Raw genomic sequence first — 19,277 nt, 5'->3', positions numbered from 1 at the left:
ACCCTCGTGAGTCGAGAGTTCCGGGGATGCCGGGAGGAAACGCCGGGACTCATTGTCGTAGTGAACGGGTACGCTCCTTCTCCCGCCGCCGGGGTGCCGTGAGGAAGGAGGATGCATGGCCCGTTACGACGAGCACGACCAGGCACGATGGGTGCCGGAACCGCAGGGCGCCTCCGGGAGGAGCGCCTTCGAACGGGATCGGGCCCGTGTGCTGCACAGTGCCTCGCTGCGCAGGCTCGCCGCGAAGACCCAGGTGGTCACCCCGGCCGACTACTCGGGTCTGCACAGTCCGCGCACCCGGCTGACCCACTCCCTCGAATGCGCCCAGATCGGGCGGGAGATGGGCAAGCTCCTCGGCCGGGATCCCGACCTGGTGGAGACCGCCTGCCTCGCCCACGACCTCGGCCATCCCCCGTTCGGCCACAACGGCGAGACGGCGCTGAACGAGATGGCCGCGTCATGCGGCGGATTCCAGGGGAACGCCCAGAACCTCCGCCTGCTCACCCGGCTGGAGGCCAAGGTCATCACCGAGGACGGCCGCGGCGCCGGCCTCAATCTGACCCGGGCGACACTCGACGCGGTCTGCAAGTATCCGTGGGCCGGCCCGGGCTGCCCCGACCCCGACGTGCCGCGCGCCGCCGAGGGCATGCCGTACTGCGTCTACCCCGATGACCTGGCGGTCTTCCGCTGGGTCAGGGAGGAGGCGCCCGGCCGCACCCCGAGCTTCGAAGCGCAGATCATGGACTGGGCCGATGACGTGGCCTACTCGGTGCACGACCTGGAGGACGCGTTGACCTCGGGGCACGTCACGGCCGAGGCGCTGCGCGACCCCGAGGAACGGCTCGCCGTCTGCGACCTGACCCGGGAATGGTACGCCCCCGACGCCGACCGGAACGAGCTGGCCGAGGTCTTCGCACGGCTGGTCGCCGGGCCGCTGTGGCCGGGGAGGTTCGACGCCGGGCTCGCCGACCTCGCCGCCCTCAAGCGCCTCACCAGCTCGCTGATCGGGCGGTTCTGCCGATCGGCTCAGGACGCGACCCGGGAGGCGTACGGCGGCCACGCCGTGCCCGAGGCGGGCCGCCACAGCGCCGACCTGGTCGTGCCGAGGACCACCCGGCTGGAGTGCGCGGTGCTCAAGGGGGTCACGGCCTACTACGTCATCACGCGGGCCGACCATCACGCGGAGCGGGCCCGGCAGCGCGAGTTGATCGCCGAGCTCGGACATCTGATCGTGCGAGGCGCGCCGGAGACGCTGGTGCCCGCGCTGCGCCCGGAGTTCGAGCGCGCCGGGGACGACGCGGCCCGGCTGCGCGTGGTCGTCGACCAGATAGCCTCGCTGACCGACGGCTCGGCGGTGGCCTGGCATCGCCGGCTGAGCGGGACCAGGGCCGGACTCAGTTCGGTGTGACGACGACCACCTCGGGCTCCTTGGAACGGTGCTTCCTGGGCGGCTTGGGTTTGCGCTCCGTCTTCGGCGGGGAGCCCGGCTTCGACGCGCACAGTTGCGTGCAGGCCGGGAACTCGCCGAGGCGCTTGCGCAGCGTCAGTGCCTCCCGGCGGGGCGACAGCGTGCGGTTGCCGTCGTCCCAGGCGTCCAGGTAGCGCCAGGGCTCGACCATGCCGCGTCGGATCCACCAGTACTGCGGCGGCGTCGGCCAGGAGATCGCGAAGTAGAGGTTGGTGGCCATGTCGCGGGCGTTGCCGGAGTTGCCGACAGCGCCCAGGCGCTGACCCGCCTTGACCCGGGCGCCCGGAGCCAGGCCGGGTTCGACGGACTCGAGGTGGCCGCCGAGGTAGACCACGCCGTCGTCGCCGATCACGCTGACGAACCTGCCCTCCCGCTCCCAGCCGTGGTCGGTGGAGGGCGCCCACCGGTTGCTCGCGTTGACCTCGCGGACCACGCCGTCGACCGGCGAGACGAACGCGCATCCCCTGTCGGCCCAGATCGTGGTCTTCGGCAGCACCAGGAGCTTGCGCGAGTAGGTCACCTCGCAACCCTTGACCGGGAAGGTGTAGGTGAACCGGGACAGCTCGGGCGGCGGGATCCGTACCGGCGCCTCCACCCTGGGCGAGGTGTCCGCCGCCGCCATGGCGATGGCGGCGTCCGCCGCCGGGGATGCCGGAGGCAGCGTGCTCACCCCGGCCACTCCGGTGGGCGCGCCGCAGGCGGCGGCCAGACAGGCGGCGCCCGCGAGGGCGACCAGTGCCGCGGTTCTCCCCGATCGCATGGTCTCCACCAGGTCGATATTACCGAACCCTTCCTTTGTACGGGGACTGTCGCATTCATCACGACTGGTTCGGGAAAGTCCTTTCCTTCTCGTTATCGGAATGTTCGCTCGTTCCGCGCCGTCTCGGACACCCAGCCGAGGTGTCGGGGACACCCCATAGACTCGCAGCGTGGCAGGGCGGATCAGGGACGAGGACATCGCGCTCGTACGGGAGCGGTCGCCGATCGCCGACGTGGTCGGCGAGCACATCCAGTTACGCAACGCGGGCGGGGGCAACCTGAAGGGGCTGTGCCCCTTCCACGACGAGAAGTCGCCCTCGTTCAACGTCACCCCGGCCCGGGGGTACTACTACTGCTTCGGCTGTGCCGAGGGCGGCGACGTCATCACGTTCGTCCGCAAGATCGAGAGCCTGACGTTCACCGAGGCGGTCGAGCGGCTGGCCCAGCGCGCCGGGATCCAGCTCAGGTACGAGCAGGGCGGCTATGTGCCCGGCCGCGAGCAGGGGGAGCGGCTGCGCCTGATCGAGGCGCACCGGGCCGCCGCCGAGTTCTACGCCGCCAGGCTCGCCGCACCCGACGCGGCTCCCGGGCGGCGTTTCCTGTCGGAGCGGGGCTTCGAGCGGGTCGACGCCGAGCATTTCGGGGTCGGCTACGCGCCGGCCGAGTGGGAGGCGCTCACCCGGCATCTGGTGGCTCGTGGGTTCACCCCGCAGGAGCTGATCAAGGGTGGGCTCGCGCGGGAGGGCCGCCGGGGTCCGGTCGACCGGTTCCGCGGTCGTCTCGTCTGGCCGATCCGTGACATCACCGGCGACGTGATCGGATTCGGTGCGCGCAAGCTGCTCGACTCCGACGACGGCCCCAAATATCTCAACACGCCAGAAAGCCCGATCTATCACAAGAGCTCGGTGCTGTACGGCGTCGACCTGGCCAAGCGGGAGATCGCCCGGCGTTCCCAGGCGGTCATCGTCGAGGGCTACACCGACGTGATGGCCTGCCATCTGGCCGGGGTGCCCACGGCGGTCGCCACCTGCGGCACCTCGTTCGGCGAGGAGCACATCAAGGTCCTGCGGCGGCTGCTGCTGGACCAGGCCGAGTTCCGCGGTGAGGTGATCTTCACGTTCGACGGCGACTCGGCCGGGCAGAAGGCCGCCCTGCGGGCGTTCCAGGACGAGCAGAAGTTCGTCACGCAGACGTTCGTCGCCGTCCAGCCCGACGGCCTCGACCCATGCGATCTGCGGGTCGAGCAGGGCGACGCCGCGGTGCGCGATCTCATCGCCCGCCGGGAGCCGCTGTTCGCCTTCGCGATCCGCAGCGTGCTCGCGCAGTACGACCTGAACACCAACGAGGGGCGACTGGGCGCGTTGGACGCGGCCGCTCCGATCGTGGCGTCCATCAAGGACCCGGGCCTGCGGAAGACCTACGTGGTCGACCTCGACCGCTGGCTCGGGTTCATGGACGAGCGCTTCGTCATCCAGCGCATTCAGCAGGTGGCCGGCCGTACGGCGGAACGCACCGCCGGACGGTACGCCGGACGATCCTCGGGCGGCACGGCCGGGCAGACGGCCGCGCAGGCGCGGGGGGGTCCGGAGGCCGGGATGCGGGAACCGGACGTTCGGCTGGAGGTCGAGGCGCTCAAGCTCGCCGTGCAGCGGCCGGCCCTCCTCGGTCCCGAGTTCGACGCGCTCGGGCCGGACACCTTCACGCTGCCCGAGCACGTCGCGCTGCACGGGCTCATCATCGCCGCCGGGGGGACCGTCGCCGGCGGGCCGGGCGGCCGGGAGTGGGTCGATCATCTCCTCGCCCACGCCGCGTCCGGCTCCGGAGCCGAGGCCGACCTGGCCGCGCTGGTCACCCGGTTCGCGGTCGAGGCGCTGCGGGCCGACGTGAGCGTCGAGGAGCGGTACGGCGCCGCCGTGCTGGCGAAGCTCCAGGAGATCGCGGTCGGCCGGGCGGTCACCCAGGTGAAGTCGCGGCTGCAGCGGCTCAACCCCGTCGAGGAGCAGCAGGAGTACAACCGCCTCTTCGGGGAACTCGTCGCCCTCGAACAGCAGCGACGGGTGTTGCGAGACCGTGCCGCTGGGGCGTGAGCGGCCAAGCCGGAATTAGTGACCATTTCCAGATCTCTTCGCCGTCAAACGTATTTTTGATCTCGATTCGATATTGTTGACGGCCTTACCTTGAGTGACAAAAATAGGCCTGCCATTTTCCTGTGCCTATACCGCACACTGTGTTGCGTGGGTGCATCGGTGTTGCCAAGCAGGCCGCCATCGGTAGAGCAGGTGGCGGACCTCGTCGCGAAGGGAAGGGAACGCGGAAGCGTCACGGTTGACGACGTGGCCGCCGCGCTCGACCGATCCGAGCTGCCTGCCGACGCGTTGGAACGCGTCGTGCGCATGCTCGCTGAGAACGGGGTTGAGGTCCTCGAACCACAGGGGGACGAGGAGCCCAGCAGGCCCGATGAGGAGGACGTCGGGAAGCGGGCGCCGACCAGCGACCTGGTGCGGATCTACCTCCGGGAGATCGGCCGGGTTCCGCTGCTCACGGCCGAGGACGAGGTGGAGCTCGCCAAGGCCATCGAGGCCGGGCTGTTCGCCGAGGACAGGCTGTGCGCGACCCCGGCCGCCCGGTTCCTCCGCCCGGAGCTGGAGGACCTGGTGTGGGAGGGCATCCGCGCCAAGCGGCGGCTCATCGAGGCCAACCTCCGGCTTGTGGTTTCGATCGCCAAACGTTACGTGGGGCGCGGAATGCTGTTCCTGGATCTGATCCAGGAAGGCAACCTCGGTCTCATCAGAGCGGTCGAGAAATTCGACTACACCAAGGGTTACAAGTTCTCGACATATGCCACCTGGTGGATTCGCCAGGCGATCACCCGGGCCATCGCGGATCAGGCGCGGACGATCCGGATTCCGGTCCACATGGTCGAGACGATCAATAAATTGGTCCGGGTGCAGCGTCAGCTCCACCAGGATCTCGGCCGCGAGCCGGCGCCGGAGGAGATCGCCGCTGAGATGGACATGCCCATCGACCGCGTGGTGGAGATCCAGCGCATCGCGCAGGAGCCCGTGTCGCTGCAGTCGCCGATCGGCGAGGAGGACTCCGACCTGGGCGACTTCATCGAGGACGCCGACGCGGTCGTGCCGATGGAGGCGGCGGCCTTCATCATGCTCCAGGACCAACTCGACGACATCCTGGCCACGCTGTCCGAGCGGGAGCAGCGGATCATCCAGCTGCGGTTCGGTCTGGCCGACGGCCATCCCCGGACACTGGAGGAGGTCGGCAGGGAGTTCGGCGTGACGCGCGAGCGCATCCGGCAGATCGAGTCGAAGACCCTGGCCAAGCTGCGTCACCCCACCCGGGCGCAGATGCTCCGCGACTACCTGGACTGACGAGCTCGAACAGACGATCCGGACCGGCCACCGGGAACGACGCCGGAGTGCGGCACGGGCCAGGCCCCCGTTAGCCTGGTCCGGTGCCCTCCATGTTCGGTTTCCGCCGTCTTCCGCGCGAGGTTCGTACGGCCCTGGCCCTCGAATCGGGCGAACGGGTCGTCAGCCATGCCCGGGCGGCCGGCGACGGCCACGTCGTGGCCACCACCCACGCACTGCACCTGCCGGGAGGCCTGCGCCTGCCCTGGCATCTCATGGACCGGGCGGTCTGGGACGAAGAAGGTCTGACGGTCACGATGACCGATGGGGCGGTGCACACGGTGCGGCTGCCCGAGCCGGGCCTGCTGCCCGAGACGATCCGCGAACGGGTGACCGCGACGATCGTGGCGAGCCGCCGCGTTCCCCTCGAGCCGGGCGGGGGAGTGCGTCTCGTCGCCCGCCGGGTCCCCGGGTACGACACGCCGCGCTGGGAGTTCATCTTCGACCCCGGCCTGGACCCGGAGGATCCCGGACTGCGCGCGCTGGCCGAACAGGCCCTGGAGGAAATGCGGCGCAGCCTCGGGGTCTGATCGCCGGTGGGGGCGCCGGGGGATGCCGGGTGGTCTGACGGGTGAGGTCGTCAGCGGGGTCAGGTGGTCCGGTCGGCTCCGGTCGTGCGTCCGGCCGCGGTGTCGGGCCAGCCCGTCGCCACGCCCACCCGCTCGGTCTCCCATGGCTCCTGCCTCCGCAGGAACGGCACCCGGTCCATCAACTTCGATGCCTGGGCCCCCACCAATCCGGCCGCCTCCTGCACGGTCGGGCTGTCCGCCACCCGCTGCGCCAGGCGCTTGATCTGTTCGTAGCGCTCCCGGCCGGCCCGGGTGCCCAGTACGTAACCGATGGCCAGCCCGGCGGCGAACATCACCTTGTACCGCATCCTCCACCTCCGCGCTCGTGTGCCGCCCTTCTACCCCGAGGACTCGCGACTATCCAACAGCAATCAATGTGACAGGCACCCCCCCGAGTGCGCTAATCTAGTTCTGCGCCGCACGGGAAGGCCGAAAGGCCCGAACGGACAGGTCTTCAGACCAGTCGACGCAGCGCACAGCAGTCCCGTGTAGCTCAACCGGCAGAGCAGCCGGCTGTTAACCGGCAGGTTATAGGTTCGAGTCCTATCGCGGGAGCGAGCGACCCCCGCCCACTGGGCGGGGGTCTTCGCGTTTCCGGCCGAAGTTCACGGTCACCACGCCGACCGGGCCAAGGGATCGGAGCGGGAGGGAACGACCGGAGGCTCCCGGTCAGGCGAGGCGGCGGGCGCCGGCGGCCGGAGTCGCGGTGAAGAACGTCGGCGGTGCCCAGTCGCGCTCCTCGTAGGCCTGCCGTACCCGATCCCGGACCTGGTCGACGCGGCCCTCGGCGACGAGCGCGACGGCGGACCCGCCGAAGCCGCCGCCGGTCATCCTGGCCCCCCTGGCGCCACCCCTGATCGCCGACTCCACGGCCACGTCGAGCTCCGGGCAGGACACCTCGAACTGGTCGCGCAGCGACAGATGCGAGGCGTTCAGCAGTGCGCCGATCTCCGGTACGGCTCCCGCACGCAGCAGCCCGACCACCGCCTCGACCCGGTGGTTCTCGGTCACGACGTGCTGGGTCCGGGCGCGTTCCGCCCCGGTCAGCTCGGCGAGCGCGGCGGCGAGGTCGGTGACGTCCCGCAGCGCGGCCACACCGAGGCGCTTGGCGGCGTTCTCGCACTCCTGGCGGCGCCGGGCGTACCGGCCGTCGGCCAGCTCGTGGTGCACCCCGGTGTTGATGATCAGCAGCCGGAGGCCGTGCGCCGCCAGGTCGAGCGGGATCGGCCGGCTCGCCAGCGACCGGCAGTCGAGGAACAGCGCGTGGCCCTCCCGGCCGAGTGCCGACGCCGCCTGATCCATGATCCCGCAGGGCATGCCGACGAAGACGTTCTCAGCCCGCTGCCCGATCCCGGCCAGTTCCATGCGGCCCGTGTCCGACTCCGCCACGCCCAGGCCGTACAGGTCGTCCAGGGCGAGTGCGGTGGCGACCTCGAGTGCGGCGCTGGACGACAGCCCGGCCCCGCGCGGGACATCTCCGTCGATCATGATGTCGGCGCCGCCGATCGGGAGGCCGTCGCCGCGCATGATCCGGAACACCCCGGCCGGGTAGCGGGCCCAGCCGCTGGCCCGATCGAGGCCACCATCGAGATCGCGGAGGACCAGCGGATCCCCGGGGGCCTGCCGGGACGAGAGCCGTACGACACCGTCCTCACGCGGGCGGGCCGCCAGCGTGACGCCCCAGGGCACCGCGAACGGCAGGACGAAGCCGTCGTTGTAGTCGGTGTGCTCGCCGATCAGGTTGACCCTGCCGGGCGCGTGCCAGATTCCGGTGGGTTCATCGCCATAGGCATCCCGAAAGGCATCAGCAACGCGCATAATCGCACACTCCCCACCAACTTCGACCGTCCCGCGTAGGTTAGCGGTTATCGGTCGTCGTCGCCCGCTCGTTCGGGACGCAGTGGGTCATCTTGAGTCCCCTGACGTCGCGCGGGCCGTTCTTGCCGAGGTTGGCGAGCCGCAGCCGGTCCTCCTCCGTCAGGTTCTGGCCGGGGAGCGGGTCGAGGCGCCCGACGTCGCCCGGCGTGATGCCCACGCCCTCGCCGACGCGCAGCCCGAGGTCGTCCTCGATCAGGAGCAGATGCCAGACCATGCGCTCGGCGACCGGACGGACGCACTCGGACAGCGCGGTGGTCAGGTTCTCCACCAGGTCGTCGCGCTCCCACTCCTCCATGAGCCGGTAACGCTGGCCCGGCTGCTTGTAGTCGTTGGTGCGTGGGATGCGGCTGCGAGTGAGCCGCCCGGAGATCACCGGGCCGTACTCGCCGGGCATGGAACTCGCCGCCTCCCGCAGTCCGCCCGTGATCGAGGGCTCGTAGTTGACGTGCGGGTTCTCCCCGGCCCGGTCCACGTGATAGGCCATCGGCGCGTCCCGTTGGTTCGTGCGGACCTTCGCGTTCCTGGCCTGGTTGACCGGGAGCTGCAGATAGTTCGGCCCGACGCGATAGCGCTGGGTGTCGCTGTAGGAGAAGGTCCGCCCGACCAGCATCTTGTCCTCGGAGAAGTCCAGGCCGTCGACGAGCACCCCGGTGCCGAAAGAGATCTGCTCGTTCTCCGCGAAGTTGTCGCTCACGGTCCGGTTGAGCACCAGCCGCCCGACGGGCAGGGCGGGGAAGTCGTTCTCCGGCCAGACCTTGGTGTCGTCCAGCGGGTCGAAGTCCAGCTCGGGGTGCTCGTCGTCGCTCATCACCTGCACGAGCAGTTCCCACTCCGGGAAGTCGCCCCGCGTGATCGCCTCGTACAGGTCCCGGGTGGCGTGCCCCAGGTCGTGCGCCTGCACCCGGGCGGCGTCCTCGGCGGTCATGCTCCGCACGCCCTGCCTGGGCATCCAGTGGTACTTCACCAGGCGGGTCTCGCCGCGCTCGTTGACCCACCGGTACGTGTTGACGCCGAAGCCCTGCATGTGCCGGTAGTCGGCCGGGATGCCGCGCGGGCCGAACAGGTTGACGATCATGTGCAGGCTCTCGGGCATCTGCGAGACGAAGTCGAAGATCCGGCCGGCCTCCTGACGGAAGGTGACGGGATCGGGCTTGAACGCATGGATCAGGTCGGGAAACTTGATGGCATCACGGATGAAGAACACCGCGAGGTTGTTTCCCACGAGATCCCAGTTGCCGTCCTCCGTGTAGAACTTCACCGCGAATCCGCGGGGGTCGCGGGCGCTCTCGGAGGAGTCGCGTCCGCCGATCACCGTGGAGAACCGGACGGCGACGTCGGTCCGCCCGCCGGTCTCCCGCAGGAGCGCGGCGCGGGTGAAGGCGGAGATCGGCTCGTCCCCCCACGTGCCGTACGTCTCGAAGAACCCGAACGAGGTCGTGCCGCGCGCGTGCACGACCCGTTCGGGGACACGCTCCCGGTCGAAGTGGCTCATCTTCTCCAGGAACTGGTAGTTCTCCAATGTCGCGGGACCACGGGGTCCGACCGTGCGCTGGTTCTGATTGTCGTAGACCGGGTGCCCCTGGCGGTTCGTCAGCACCGGACGCTCGTCCCCAGATCGTGCCCCCTCGCTTGACGTCATCAGGACCGGTTCCTCTCATGCTTATGGGTGATTAGTCCGTTTCATCCCTCCTATCCGTTTTCTGATCGGCTATTCAGCTCAGGCGTCCGGCTTCCGAAGCGCTTCGCTGATCATTTGCGCGGCTCGCCGCGGTAGGTGCCGAACGACCAGTGGTTGCCCTCGGGGTCGCGGACCACGAACTCGCGGGAGCCGTAGCCCTTGTCCTCCGGCTCGCTGACGACCAGCGCCCCCGCGGCGGTCGCCCTGGCGAAGAGGCCGGCGGGGTCGTCGGTGACGACGTACGCGCCGAAGGTGCCGGGCCGCAGCGCCCACTTGTCGTCCGCGGCATCGCGGACGGAGCCGAGCATGATGCCGCCGCCGGGCGGCCAGGAGAGCTGGGCGTGCTCCACCCGGTCGCCGTCGCCGTAGACCGCGGTCTCCTCGAAACCGAACGCGTCGACGAGGAAGCGGATCAGCGCCCGGGCGTCGCGGGCCCGCAGGGTCGGCCAGACCTGGGGAGGCGGCGTGGTGTCCGGTGTGGCGCCGTGCGTGGTGTCCGGTGTGGTGCCGTGCGTGGTGCCTGTGGTCTCGGTCATGGGTCCGAGTCTGCCGCCGGTTCCCCCGCCGCGGCTTGGACGTTTCGGAACTTCCCCGTTCGTAGCGCTCCAGCCCGTGACCGGTCAGTGCGGCTGCCCGAACTCCTCGGCCAGCCACTGGCTCGGCGGACACCCTGCGAAAGCGCCGAACTCGCGCGCCAGGTGGGCCTGATCGTAGTAGCCGCAGGCCGCCGCGATCTCGGCCAGGGTGTGCTGGTCGTCGCTCTCCGCCGAGCGCCGCATCATCCACCGCGCGCGGTCGAAGCGCACCACCCGGGCCGCCTCCTTCGGGCCGAGGCCGATCTCCGTGCGGAACCGCTGGCTCAGATGCCTGGTGCTCCAGCCCACCTGCTCGGCCAGATCGGCCACGCTCGTGTCGCCGTCGGCGGCGAGCAGCAGACGCCAGGCGTGTGCGACCTCCGGTGCGGGAGAGCCGGGCCGTACGGTGGCGGCGAGGACTCCGCCGAGGACGCGGTCGAGCACCGTGAACCGCTCGGCCCACCCGCCGGTCTCCAGGAGCCGCTCACGGAGCTCCGCCGCCAGCCGGCCGAGCACGTCGGCGCCGTCCAGATCCAGGCCGGAAAGCTCGCCGGCGGGCAGGCCGAGCAGCGCCCGCGCGCCCAGCGGCGTCAAGGCGATCTGAACGCCGGACTGCCGCCCGTCGTGTGTGATCAACGCCGGTGTCGTGTGCAGCCCGCCGACCAGCGTGTCGTACGTCCCGGACGGGGTTCGTGGGTCCGGGTGCGCGGTGATCACGAGCGGGTCGTGCAGCGTAATGATCATGGTCAGGTACGGCGAGGGCAGGCCGCGATGCCGCCGAGGCGGCACGCCCGCCTCGCGGTAGCCGCTGTACCAGGCGATCAGTGGTCGCAGTGCGGATGCCGGTCGCCGCCGGACGAACTCCACGACGGCTTCCTCGCGACCTGTCCGGTTTCGGCCCATCCGACCTTGACCCGCCTCCTGCTCCGGCATGCGCTCAGTGTCGCCGAGCCGCCCTGCCCTCGCGAGTCTTGACAAAACTTGTCCCTCAGATGGAGTGGCCGACCGAACACCGGAGAGTCCCAATGAGGGCAGGGAGTAATGCGCCTTGAGCTATGACGAAACTCACTCCGGCGAGGAGATAATGATCATGGATGTCGTGACAGAGCAGGGCACCAGGCTGCCGCTCATCGGCGACCCCGCTCCGGACTTCGAGGCCGAGAGCACGCAGGGGCCGGTCCGGCTCGGCGACTACGCCGGGCGCTGGCTGGTGCTCTTCAGCCATCCCGCGGACTTCACCCCCGTGTGCACCACCGAGTTCGCCGCCTTCGCCGATCTCACCGAGGAGTTCGCCGACCGGAACGTGTCCCTGCTGGGCAACTCGATCGACTCGGTGCACAGCCATCTCGCGTGGATCCGCAACATCAAGGACAAACTCGGCATCGACATCGCCTTCCCGATCATCGCGGACATCGACACCCGCGTCTCCCGGGCGTACGGCATGCTCCACCCGAACACCTCGAAGACGGCGGCCGTCCGCGCGGTGTTCGTGATCGACCCGGAGTCGGTGGTCCGTGCCATCCTCTACTACCCGATGAACGCGGGCCGGATGGTCCCGGAGATCCTCAGGCTCGTCGACGCACTGCAGACCGCGGACCGGGACGGCGTCGCCTGCCCGGCCAACTGGCGGCCGGGCGACGACGTGCTCCTCGCGGCGCCGCGGACCCAGTCCGAGGTGGATGCCCGCATCGCCGACGACAGCGTCGACCTCACCGACTGGTATCTCGCCAGAGTTCCCGGCCGCCGCCGATGAGCCCGCCGGGCGGCTCCGGTCACCCAGCCGCGGGAGCCGGATGACGCGTGGTTGTGAGGGCCTGAGCGGGGATCTCGGTGAGGGCCTGGCCGAGAGCCTGGTCGAGGTCGGCGATCAGGTCCTCGGGGTCCTCCAGTCCGATGGAGAGCCTGACCAGGCCGGGGGACGGCCGGGCCTCCTGGACGACGGGCCGGTGCGTCAGCGCGGCGGGGTGCTGGATCAGTGAGTCGACCCCGCCCAGGGACACCGCGTGGGTGAACAGGCGGACCGCCGAGGTGAGGCGCCTGGCCTGATCGAGGCCGCCGCTGAGGTCGACCGAGATCATCGCCCCGGTTCCCTTCATCTGCCGGCCGAGCAGCCCCCGAGAATCGCCCGAGATTCCCGGATAGTGGATCCGGGAGACGCTGGGGTGGGTGCTCAGCCAGGCGGCGACGCGCTGGGCGTTCGCCTGCTGCGTCCGTATTCGGATCGGGAGCGTGGCGAGCCCGCGGTGCAGGAGGTAGGCGCCGAACGGGTGGAGCAGGGCGCCGGTGATGGCGCGGACCCGGCGCAGTGCGGCCGCCCACTCCCGATCGCCGGCGATGACGCCGGCGATGACGTCGCCGTGCCCGCCGAGGTACTTGGTCGCGCTGTGCAGGACCATCGAGGCGCCGAAGTCGGCGGGGTTCTGCAGGATCGGGGTGGCGAACGTGTTGTCCACGAGGACGGGAACGCCTTCGGAGGCCTCGACGACGGCGCGGATGTCGGCCAGTTCGAGGGTCGGATTGGCGGGCGTCTCCAGGATGACCAGCGCCGTGTCCGGGCGGAGCGCCGCGGCGACGCCTTCGGCCGTACAGAACGTCGCCTCGGCGCCGAGGACGCCCGAGGCCAGCAGGTGATCGGTCCCGCCGTAGAGGGGCCGGACCGCCACGATGTGGCGGCGGCCCATCTCCCGGCCCGTCTCCCGGGTCGTCGCGAGGATCGCCGCGGTCATCGCCGCCATCCCCGATGAGAAGGCCACCGCGGCCTCGGTGTGCTCCAGCCGCGCCAGCGCCGACTCGAACCGCGCCACGGTCGGGTTCCACAGGCGCCCGTAGACGGCGCCGCCCTCCGCGTACGGCATGCCTCCGCCGGCCATCGCCTCGTAGGAAAGGCCGCCGGCCTCGATGTCCGGCAGCGGGTTGGTGGACGACAGATCGATCGGAAGCGCGTGGACGCCGAGTTCCACGAGATCCTCACGGCCCGCGTGAACCGCGATGGAGTCGAGCCGCAGATGAGGTGAAATCATGCTCGAACAATGGGTGGATCCACCGTGGTTTTCAATGCTTCTTGTGAAAACCGGGGCAGATGGCCAAAATTAGTGAAGATCAAGCGACGAGGAGGCGTATGTCCGATCGGCGGCCGAAGAAACCGCAGCCCGCTCCGGTGGCGCTCGACGGCACCGATCTGGCCATCCTCGCCGCACTGGTAGAGGACGGGCGGATGACCAACGCCGCGCTCGCCACCCGGGCGGGAGTCGCCGAGTCCACGTGTGCGTACCGGGTGCGCGCGCTGATGCGCTCGGGCGTCGTCGAAAGCGTCAGGGCCCGGCTCGATCTCGGTGCGCTCGGTCGCCCCATCCAGGCGATCATCAAGGTCCGCCTGGGCAGCCACAACCGTGATCACGTACGCAGCCTGTACGACAAGCTGGTCATGGTGCCGGGTGTGCTGTCCGTCCTCCACGTGGGCGGCGACGACGACTTCCTCCTGCACGTGGCCGTGCCGACCCCCGAGAGCCTCCGCGATCTCATCCTGGAGCACGTGACCATCTACCCGGTGGTGCGCCGGACCGAGACCCAACTGGTCTTCGAGGTCCGCGAAGGCCGCGGCGTACTCCCCTGATGAATGCCGGCGAGGCGCACGGCCCGCCGCCCGCTGAGCCCCGGCATGGACATGGCGCATAATCGATGTATGGGGGCAGTCTCGCCTGACGGGGCTGGCGAGCGCGATCGCGACATCGACCAGGCGACTCTCGCGATGGTGTTCAGCCAGTCTCCCGTCAGTCTGTACATCCACGACCTCGACCTGCGACTGGTGAAGTACAACACCGCCGGGCGCGAGTTGCGCGGCGTGCCGCCCGCCGAGTTGCTGGGGCAGCCCATGAGTGAGCTGGCGCCCGGGTTCGACTTCCCCACGATCGAACAGATCATGAAGCGCGTGCGGGACACGGGCGAGCCGGTTTTCGAACAGGAGATGAGAGGCTTTCCGCGCAGCGATCCCGGCACCGAGCATGTCGTGTCGATGTCCGCGTTCCGGCTGCACGACGCCGCCGGACGGCCGCTGGGCGTGGCCGTCTCACTCGTCGACGTGACGGACCGGGCCCGGGCCCGCGCCCGGCTCGAGCTGATCCACCGGGCCAACGAGCGGGTCGGCACCACCCTGGACATCGCGCACACCGCCGAGGAACTGGCCGAGGTCGTGGTGCCGGAGCTGGCCGACGTCGTGACGATCGACGTGCTGGACTCCGCGCTGAGAGGTGAGGCGCCGTCGCTCCGGATGGTGGACGAGAGGCTTCCCCTGCGGCGGATGGCCTTCCGGGCGGCACGTGAGACGGAGCGAAGTCTCACCCCGATCGGTGAGGTCGGCCGCTTTCCGGCCGGCACGCCCCACGCGCAGAGTCTGATCGACCTGCGGCCGCGACTCATCCGCCGCCTCGATGACGACACAGGCTGGCCGGCCGACGATCCCGCTCGAGCCGAGTTGATCCACGGTGGCGGAGTCCATTCGGCGATGATGGTGCCGCTGGCCGCCAGGGGAGCCGCCCTGGGCCTGGTGTCCTTCTACCGGTGGCGAAGAGAAGGCCCCTTCGATGACGACGATCTGGCCCTCGCCGCGGGGCTCGCCGACAGAGGTGCGGTGTGCATGGAGAACGCCCGGCGCTACCTGCGGGAACACACCATCGCCAGCGTCCTGCAGCGCAGCCTGCTCCCGTCGCACCCGGTCACCCTCAGCGGGATGGAGGTGGTCCACGGTTACCGCTCCGCGGGAGCGGGCGGCGACTGGTTCGACGTGATCCCGCTGTCCGGGGCGCGCGTCGGCCTGGTGGTGGGGGACGTCGCCGGGCGCGGCATCCACGCGGCCGCGACCATGGGCCGCCTGCGCACCGCGATCCGCACCCTGGCGGCCCTGGACCTGGCGCCGGACGAGACGCTCGCCCGCCTGGACGACCTGGTCCTCAGCCTGGAGAACGAGGACGCCGGGTCCATGGACCCAACCGAAAAACCCCCGACGAGCGCGACCTGTATTTACGCGGTGTACGACCCGATCTCCCGGCACTGTTGGTTCGCCCGGGCGGGTCACCCGCCACCCGTGCTCGTTCATCCCGCCGGCGGCGCGGAGATCCTCGACATTCCGGCCGGGCCGCCCCTGGGGGTGGGGGGTCCGCCGTTCGAATCCGCCGAGCTGGATCTTCTCGACGGCAGCGTGCTGGCCCTGTACACCAAGGGCCTCCTCACGGGAAGGCCCGGCGGTGCGGACGCCGCCCTCACGCAGCTCCAGCGGGTGCTCACCCCCGCGGACCGTCCCCTGGACGAAAGATGCGGCGACGTTCTGCACACCCTGCTGCCCGCCCGCCCCAGCGACGACGCCGTCCTGCTCCTGGCCCGCACCCGCACCCTGGCAGCCGACCGCGTCGCCACCTGGACCCTGCCCTGCGATCCCGCGATCGTCGCCACCGCGCGCACCATGACCGCTCGTCAGCTGGCCGCCTGGAACCTCGACGACCTGACGTTCAACACCGAGTTGGTCGTCAGCGAACTGGTGACCAACGCCATCCGCTACGCCACGGGGCCGATCGGCCTGCGGCTGATCCGCGACACCGCGCTCAGCTGCGAGGTCTCCGACTGCAGCAGCACGGCCCCCCACCTGCGCCACGCCCGCACGATGGACGAGCGCGGGCGTGGCCTGTTCCTCGTGGCCCAGACCACCCAGCGGTGGGGCACCCGCTATACCCCGGACGGCAAGACCGTCTGGGCGGAGATCTCGGAGGCGGCCGCTTAACGCACCCGCTCAGGCGCGCGTGAACAGCGGCACCAGCACCTCGTCCACGATCTCGACGATCAGGATCTCGGGGATGGGCGGGCCGTGGAACAGGAAGTGCTGGCGCACCAGCGCCTGACCCACGTCGAGGCGGCGCGGGGTCACGGCCTCAGGGCGCACCTCGCCGCGTTCGACCGCACGCCGGATGATCTCCCCGGCCATCTTCCTGCCCGTGCCCTGGGAGTGGGCGCGGAATGTGGCGGCCCGTGACTCGTCGCCCAGCGCCTCGCAGAGCAGGCCCCGCATCGCCTCTCCCGCGGGCCCGGACAGCATCCGCGCCGTGCGTTCGAGCAGCGCGAGCAGGTCCCCGCGCAGCGATCCGGTGTCCGGGGCGGACGCGGGGTCGGGCAGCGTGTGGTAAACGGCGTCCATCACCAGCTCGATCCGCGAGGGCCAGCGCCGGTAGAGCGACGCCTTGCTGGCCTTGGCCCGCTCGGCCACGCGTTCCATGGTCAGGCCGGAGTAGCCGATCTCGGCCAGCTCCTCCAGCGTGGCCTCGTAGATGGCGACGTTGAGCACCTCGCCCCGGCGCCTGGGCAGCTTGCGATGATCGGTGGCCATGAATCGCATCCTAGATAGCGGTGTTGACCGTGCCGGTGTCACCGTTGACCACGACCATCTGGCCGTCGTGCAGGGTCGATGTGCCGGTGCCCGTGCCCATCACGGCCGGAATGCCGTACTCTCTGGCCACGATGGCCGCGTGCGAGCCCGCGCCGCCGGTGTCCACGACCACGGCGGCCGCGCGCTGGAAAAGCGGCGTCCACGAGGGATTCGTATAGGGACAGACGAGCACGTCGCCGGGGTTCAGCCGGCCGAACTCCACGGGTTCGCGCACCACCCGCACCCGGCCCGTCGCGGTGCCGCCGCTCGCGGGCGTGCCGGCGACCAGCGCGTCGCCCGCCGCCCGGGAGGGGAACAGCCGGCCGAGGTCGATGAGGCGTACTCCCGACAGCTCCTCGCGCTTGGCGGACCGAGCCCGTACGGCGTCTCGCAGCGCCTCGGCGTACGGTCCCGCGTCCGGTCCCGGAAGCCGCTCCAGCTCCTCCAGGCGCAGGTGGAAGACGTCCTCGGGCCGGGCGAGCACGCCGGTGCCGGTGAGCCTGCCTCCGATCTCCAGCAGCGACCTGCGCAGGACCGGCAGCGGCATGGTGAACGTGAAGTGGCTGTCCTCGCGGAACGCGATGCCCGCCCGGGCGGCCTCCACCCAGCGCCGCACCCTGGACCGCGCTGGGCGGGAGCGCAGCAGCGGATGGCCGAGCAACCGGTCGAGCGCGTCCACCACGCCGGGCCGCGGCTCGGATGCCTCGGACGACTGGTACGGCTCGGATGACTGGTACGGCTCTGGCGGTTCGGCGGCGAGCACGCGGATCAGCCCGAGCACGGTGTCGGGCGCGTCCACCCAGGTCGGCGGGGTGACGAGGAGGGGACTTGAGGTTTCGCGATGCCCGTACTCCGCGAGGAACTGAGCCAGTTTCGCGGCGAAGGCGGGGTGCGGCGGGTCGGCGTCGAGTGCTCCGGTCCACCGCGCCTCCCCGGCCAGCTCCTCCAGTGCGTGGTTGGCGTCGCCGGTGCGGGTGCGGGCCCCGGCCAGCAGGTCGCCGAAGAGGCCGCGGCGGCCCAGCAGCGTGGTGACGACGAGCAGTCGCAGGATCGCCAGCCCGCTGCCGGGCAGGTAGTCGATGCGCAGGCCGGCCACCGGCCGTACCAGATCGAGCGCCCGCCTGGGCACGCGGATCAGCTCCGTCCAGGGCAGCGTGCCGAGGTCGAGCGCCGCAGTCTTCCGGCATTCGCGTAGGAGGTCGCGGTAGCGCGGGTCGTCTGTCCAGTGGGCCGGGTCGTACCGCCTGGCCTTGACGACGGCGCGGAGCGGCGTGGCGAGCAGGCGGAGGCTCGGGCGAGGGGAGGGCGGCACGAGCCGGTAGACGACGCCGTCCTCCTCTTCGAGGAAGCCGTCGAACGCGTGCCGGATGCCGTACTCATTCGTCACCTCGGCCATCAGACCGGCCGGGCCGCAGGGGATCCAGGTGCTCATGTCGATCGGATAGGGGCGCTCGGGCAGGTACTCCAGGAGCACGCCGCCGAGGCGGCGTCGGAGCGGGCCGAGCCGCCCGAGCGGGGGCGGCGGCAGCGCGGTCATGGGACGGGCCTGCAGGACGTGCACCCGTCCGCCCGCGTACGCCCACTCCATGTCCTGGGGGCGGCCGAAGTGCCGGGCGGCCCGGCGACCCAACTCGACCAGTTCTCGCAGCACCGCGGCGGACATCGGTTCGGCGCGGAGCGGTTCGGCGGGGGAGCCCGCGGCGGTCTCGTGGACGACGCCGCCGCCCGCCACCGCGCGCACGACCACCTCACGGCGGCCCGGCGTGAACCGGACGACCGCACCCGACCCGTCGAGCACGTAGTGGTCGGGGGTGACCAGCCCGGAGACGACCGCCTCACCGAGCCCGCTGCCGGCGTCGACGACGAACTCGTCGCGCGCGCCCGTGACCGGGTTCGCGGTGAACATGACGCCCGCCATGTCCGGATCCACCATGCGCTGGACGACCACGGCGATGCGCACCTCGGCGGGGTCGAGGCCGAGCCGCGCACGGTAGGCGACCGCGCGCTCGCCCCACAGTGAGGCCCAGCAGCGGCGCACCGCGTGGAGCAGCGCCTCCTCGCCGACCACGTTGAGGAAGGTGTCCTGCTGCCCGGCGAACGCGGCGCCCGGCAGGTCCTCGGCGGTCGCGCTCGATCGCACCGCGACCGGGCCGCCGCCGAGCCGCGCGTACGCGTCCACGACGGCATCGCGCAGTTCGCCGGGCCACTCGACCCGCTCGAAGTGGGCGCGCGTCACCTGGCCGGCCGCGACCAGTTCGTACGACAGGGTCGTGATGACGAAGCCGTCGGGCACCGGGAAGCCGTTTCTTACCAGCTCTCCCAGGTTGGCGCCCTTCCCTCCGGCCGAAGGCAGGTCCTCGCGGCCGAAGGCGGACAGGGGTGCGACCAGTTTCACGGTCCCTCCTCGACGTGCGCGGGCACCTGCCTCGTGGAGGCCATTAGAGAACCAGGTGTTCTCTAAGAAGAGTAAGATCCAACCTTGAGAAACGCAACGTTCTCTCTTTCGACACCGGGTC

At 70.7% G+C, this 19,277-nt stretch carries 16 protein-coding genes and 1 tRNA gene; 8 read left to right on the top strand and 9 right to left on the bottom strand.

The genetic code is table 11. The annotated features are described in order from the left end of the window. The first annotated feature begins 115 nt into the window (after positions 1 to 115). Positions 116 to 1,408 (top strand): deoxyguanosinetriphosphate triphosphohydrolase, encoded by a 1,293-nt coding sequence (locus Mth01_RS16905; RefSeq protein ID WP_204016819.1) that lies wholly within the window; start codon positions 116 to 118, stop codon positions 1,406 to 1,408. On the opposite strand, the gene Mth01_RS16900 is transcribed toward Mth01_RS16905, so the two are convergent. Continuing rightward, the gene (locus tag Mth01_RS16900; RefSeq protein ID WP_204016863.1) at positions 1,395 to 2,228 is read right to left on the bottom strand and encodes a M23 family metallopeptidase; all 834 of its coding nucleotides are present in this window, start codon (positions 2,226 to 2,228) and stop codon (positions 1,395 to 1,397) included. The genes Mth01_RS16905 and Mth01_RS16900 overlap by 14 nt on opposite strands. A gap of 169 nt (positions 2,229 to 2,397) precedes the next feature. Between Mth01_RS16900 and dnaG the strand changes: the two genes are divergently transcribed. From dnaG to Mth01_RS16885, 3 genes are all read left to right on the top strand, one after another. Beyond that, positions 2,398 to 4,314: a DNA primase gene (gene dnaG / locus Mth01_RS16895; RefSeq protein ID WP_204016818.1), complete on the top strand. Its 1,917-nt coding sequence runs from the start codon at positions 2,398 to 2,400 to the stop codon at positions 4,312 to 4,314. 159 nt (positions 4,315 to 4,473) lie between these two features. Then, positions 4,474 to 5,613 carry an RNA polymerase sigma factor RpoD gene (gene rpoD / locus Mth01_RS16890; protein ID WP_204016862.1) on the top strand — a complete coding sequence of 380 codons (1,140 nt, stop codon included), beginning with the start codon at positions 4,474 to 4,476 and terminating at the stop codon, positions 5,611 to 5,613. A 92-nt stretch (positions 5,614 to 5,705) separates the two neighbouring features. Beyond that, positions 5,706 to 6,182: a hypothetical protein gene (locus Mth01_RS16885; protein WP_204016861.1), complete on the top strand. Its 477-nt coding sequence runs from the start codon at positions 5,706 to 5,708 to the stop codon at positions 6,180 to 6,182. A gap of 59 nt (positions 6,183 to 6,241) precedes the next feature. Here the strand turns inward: Mth01_RS16885 and Mth01_RS29775 are convergent, their stop codons facing one another. Further along, complete coding sequence (locus tag Mth01_RS29775; protein ID WP_239089743.1) at positions 6,242 to 6,529, bottom strand: YtxH domain-containing protein; 288 nt, start codon at positions 6,527 to 6,529, stop codon at positions 6,242 to 6,244. A 174-nt stretch (positions 6,530 to 6,703) separates the two neighbouring features. Between Mth01_RS29775 and Mth01_RS16875 the strand changes: the two genes are divergently transcribed. Continuing rightward, positions 6,704 to 6,776 (top strand) — tRNA-Asn (locus tag Mth01_RS16875). Positions 6,777 to 6,890: 114 nt separating this feature from the next. Here Mth01_RS16875 and galK read toward each other — a convergent pair. The 4 genes from galK to Mth01_RS16855 all read right to left on the bottom strand — a co-directional run bounded on the left by galK (position 6,891) and on the right by Mth01_RS16855 (position 11,219). Next, positions 6,891 to 8,039, bottom strand: a complete 1,149-nt coding sequence (gene galK / locus Mth01_RS16870; protein WP_204016817.1) for a galactokinase — start codon at positions 8,037 to 8,039, stop codon at positions 6,891 to 6,893. A 40-nt stretch (positions 8,040 to 8,079) separates the two neighbouring features. Further along, positions 8,080 to 9,738, bottom strand: coding sequence for a catalase (locus Mth01_RS16865; RefSeq protein WP_204016816.1), 1,659 nt, complete (start codon positions 9,736 to 9,738; stop codon positions 8,080 to 8,082). Positions 9,739 to 9,848: 110 nt separating this feature from the next. After that, a complete protein-coding gene (locus Mth01_RS16860) occupies positions 9,849 to 10,313 on the bottom strand; it encodes a VOC family protein (RefSeq protein ID WP_204016815.1) in 465 nt (154 codons plus the stop codon). A gap of 84 nt (positions 10,314 to 10,397) precedes the next feature. Continuing rightward, complete coding sequence (locus Mth01_RS16855; RefSeq protein WP_204016814.1) at positions 10,398 to 11,219, bottom strand: helix-turn-helix domain-containing protein; 822 nt, start codon at positions 11,217 to 11,219, stop codon at positions 10,398 to 10,400. A 223-nt stretch (positions 11,220 to 11,442) separates the two neighbouring features. Here Mth01_RS16855 and Mth01_RS16850 point away from each other — a divergent pair, with 223 nt between their 5' ends. Next, on the top strand, positions 11,443 to 12,105 hold the full coding sequence (locus tag Mth01_RS16850; protein ID WP_204016813.1) for a peroxiredoxin: 663 nt from the start codon (positions 11,443 to 11,445) through the stop codon (positions 12,103 to 12,105). A gap of 19 nt (positions 12,106 to 12,124) precedes the next feature. Here Mth01_RS16850 and Mth01_RS16845 read toward each other — a convergent pair whose 3' ends face one another. Continuing rightward, on the bottom strand, positions 12,125 to 13,372 hold the full coding sequence (locus Mth01_RS16845; protein ID WP_204016812.1) for a trans-sulfuration enzyme family protein: 1,248 nt from the start codon (positions 13,370 to 13,372) through the stop codon (positions 12,125 to 12,127). A 98-nt stretch (positions 13,373 to 13,470) separates the two neighbouring features. Between Mth01_RS16845 and Mth01_RS16840 the strand changes: the two genes are divergently transcribed. Both Mth01_RS16840 and Mth01_RS16835 read left to right on the top strand, forming a co-directional pair. Next, on the top strand, positions 13,471 to 13,965 hold the full coding sequence (locus Mth01_RS16840; RefSeq protein WP_204016811.1) for an Lrp/AsnC family transcriptional regulator: 495 nt from the start codon (positions 13,471 to 13,473) through the stop codon (positions 13,963 to 13,965). 69 nt (positions 13,966 to 14,034) lie between these two features. Further along, a complete protein-coding gene (locus Mth01_RS16835; protein ID WP_204016810.1) occupies positions 14,035 to 16,122 on the top strand; it encodes a SpoIIE family protein phosphatase in 2,088 nt (695 codons plus the stop codon). Between the two features lie 9 nt (positions 16,123 to 16,131). Here the strand turns inward: Mth01_RS16835 and Mth01_RS16830 are convergent, their stop codons facing one another. Next, positions 16,132 to 16,731: a TetR/AcrR family transcriptional regulator gene (locus tag Mth01_RS16830; protein WP_204016809.1), complete on the bottom strand. Its 600-nt coding sequence runs from the start codon at positions 16,729 to 16,731 to the stop codon at positions 16,132 to 16,134. Position 16,732: 1 nt separating this feature from the next. Continuing rightward, positions 16,733 to 19,156, bottom strand: a complete 2,424-nt coding sequence (locus Mth01_RS16825) for a PEP/pyruvate-binding domain-containing protein (protein WP_239089742.1) — start codon at positions 19,154 to 19,156, stop codon at positions 16,733 to 16,735. Positions 19,157 to 19,277 lie beyond the last annotated feature (121 nt).

It is taken from the genome of Sphaerimonospora thailandensis, from assembly GCF_016863115.1.
In the GTDB taxonomy this organism is placed as follows: Bacteria; Actinomycetota; Actinomycetes; order Streptosporangiales; family Streptosporangiaceae; genus Sphaerimonospora; species Sphaerimonospora cavernae.
This window is presented reverse-complemented; position numbering and strand designations above follow the sequence as displayed.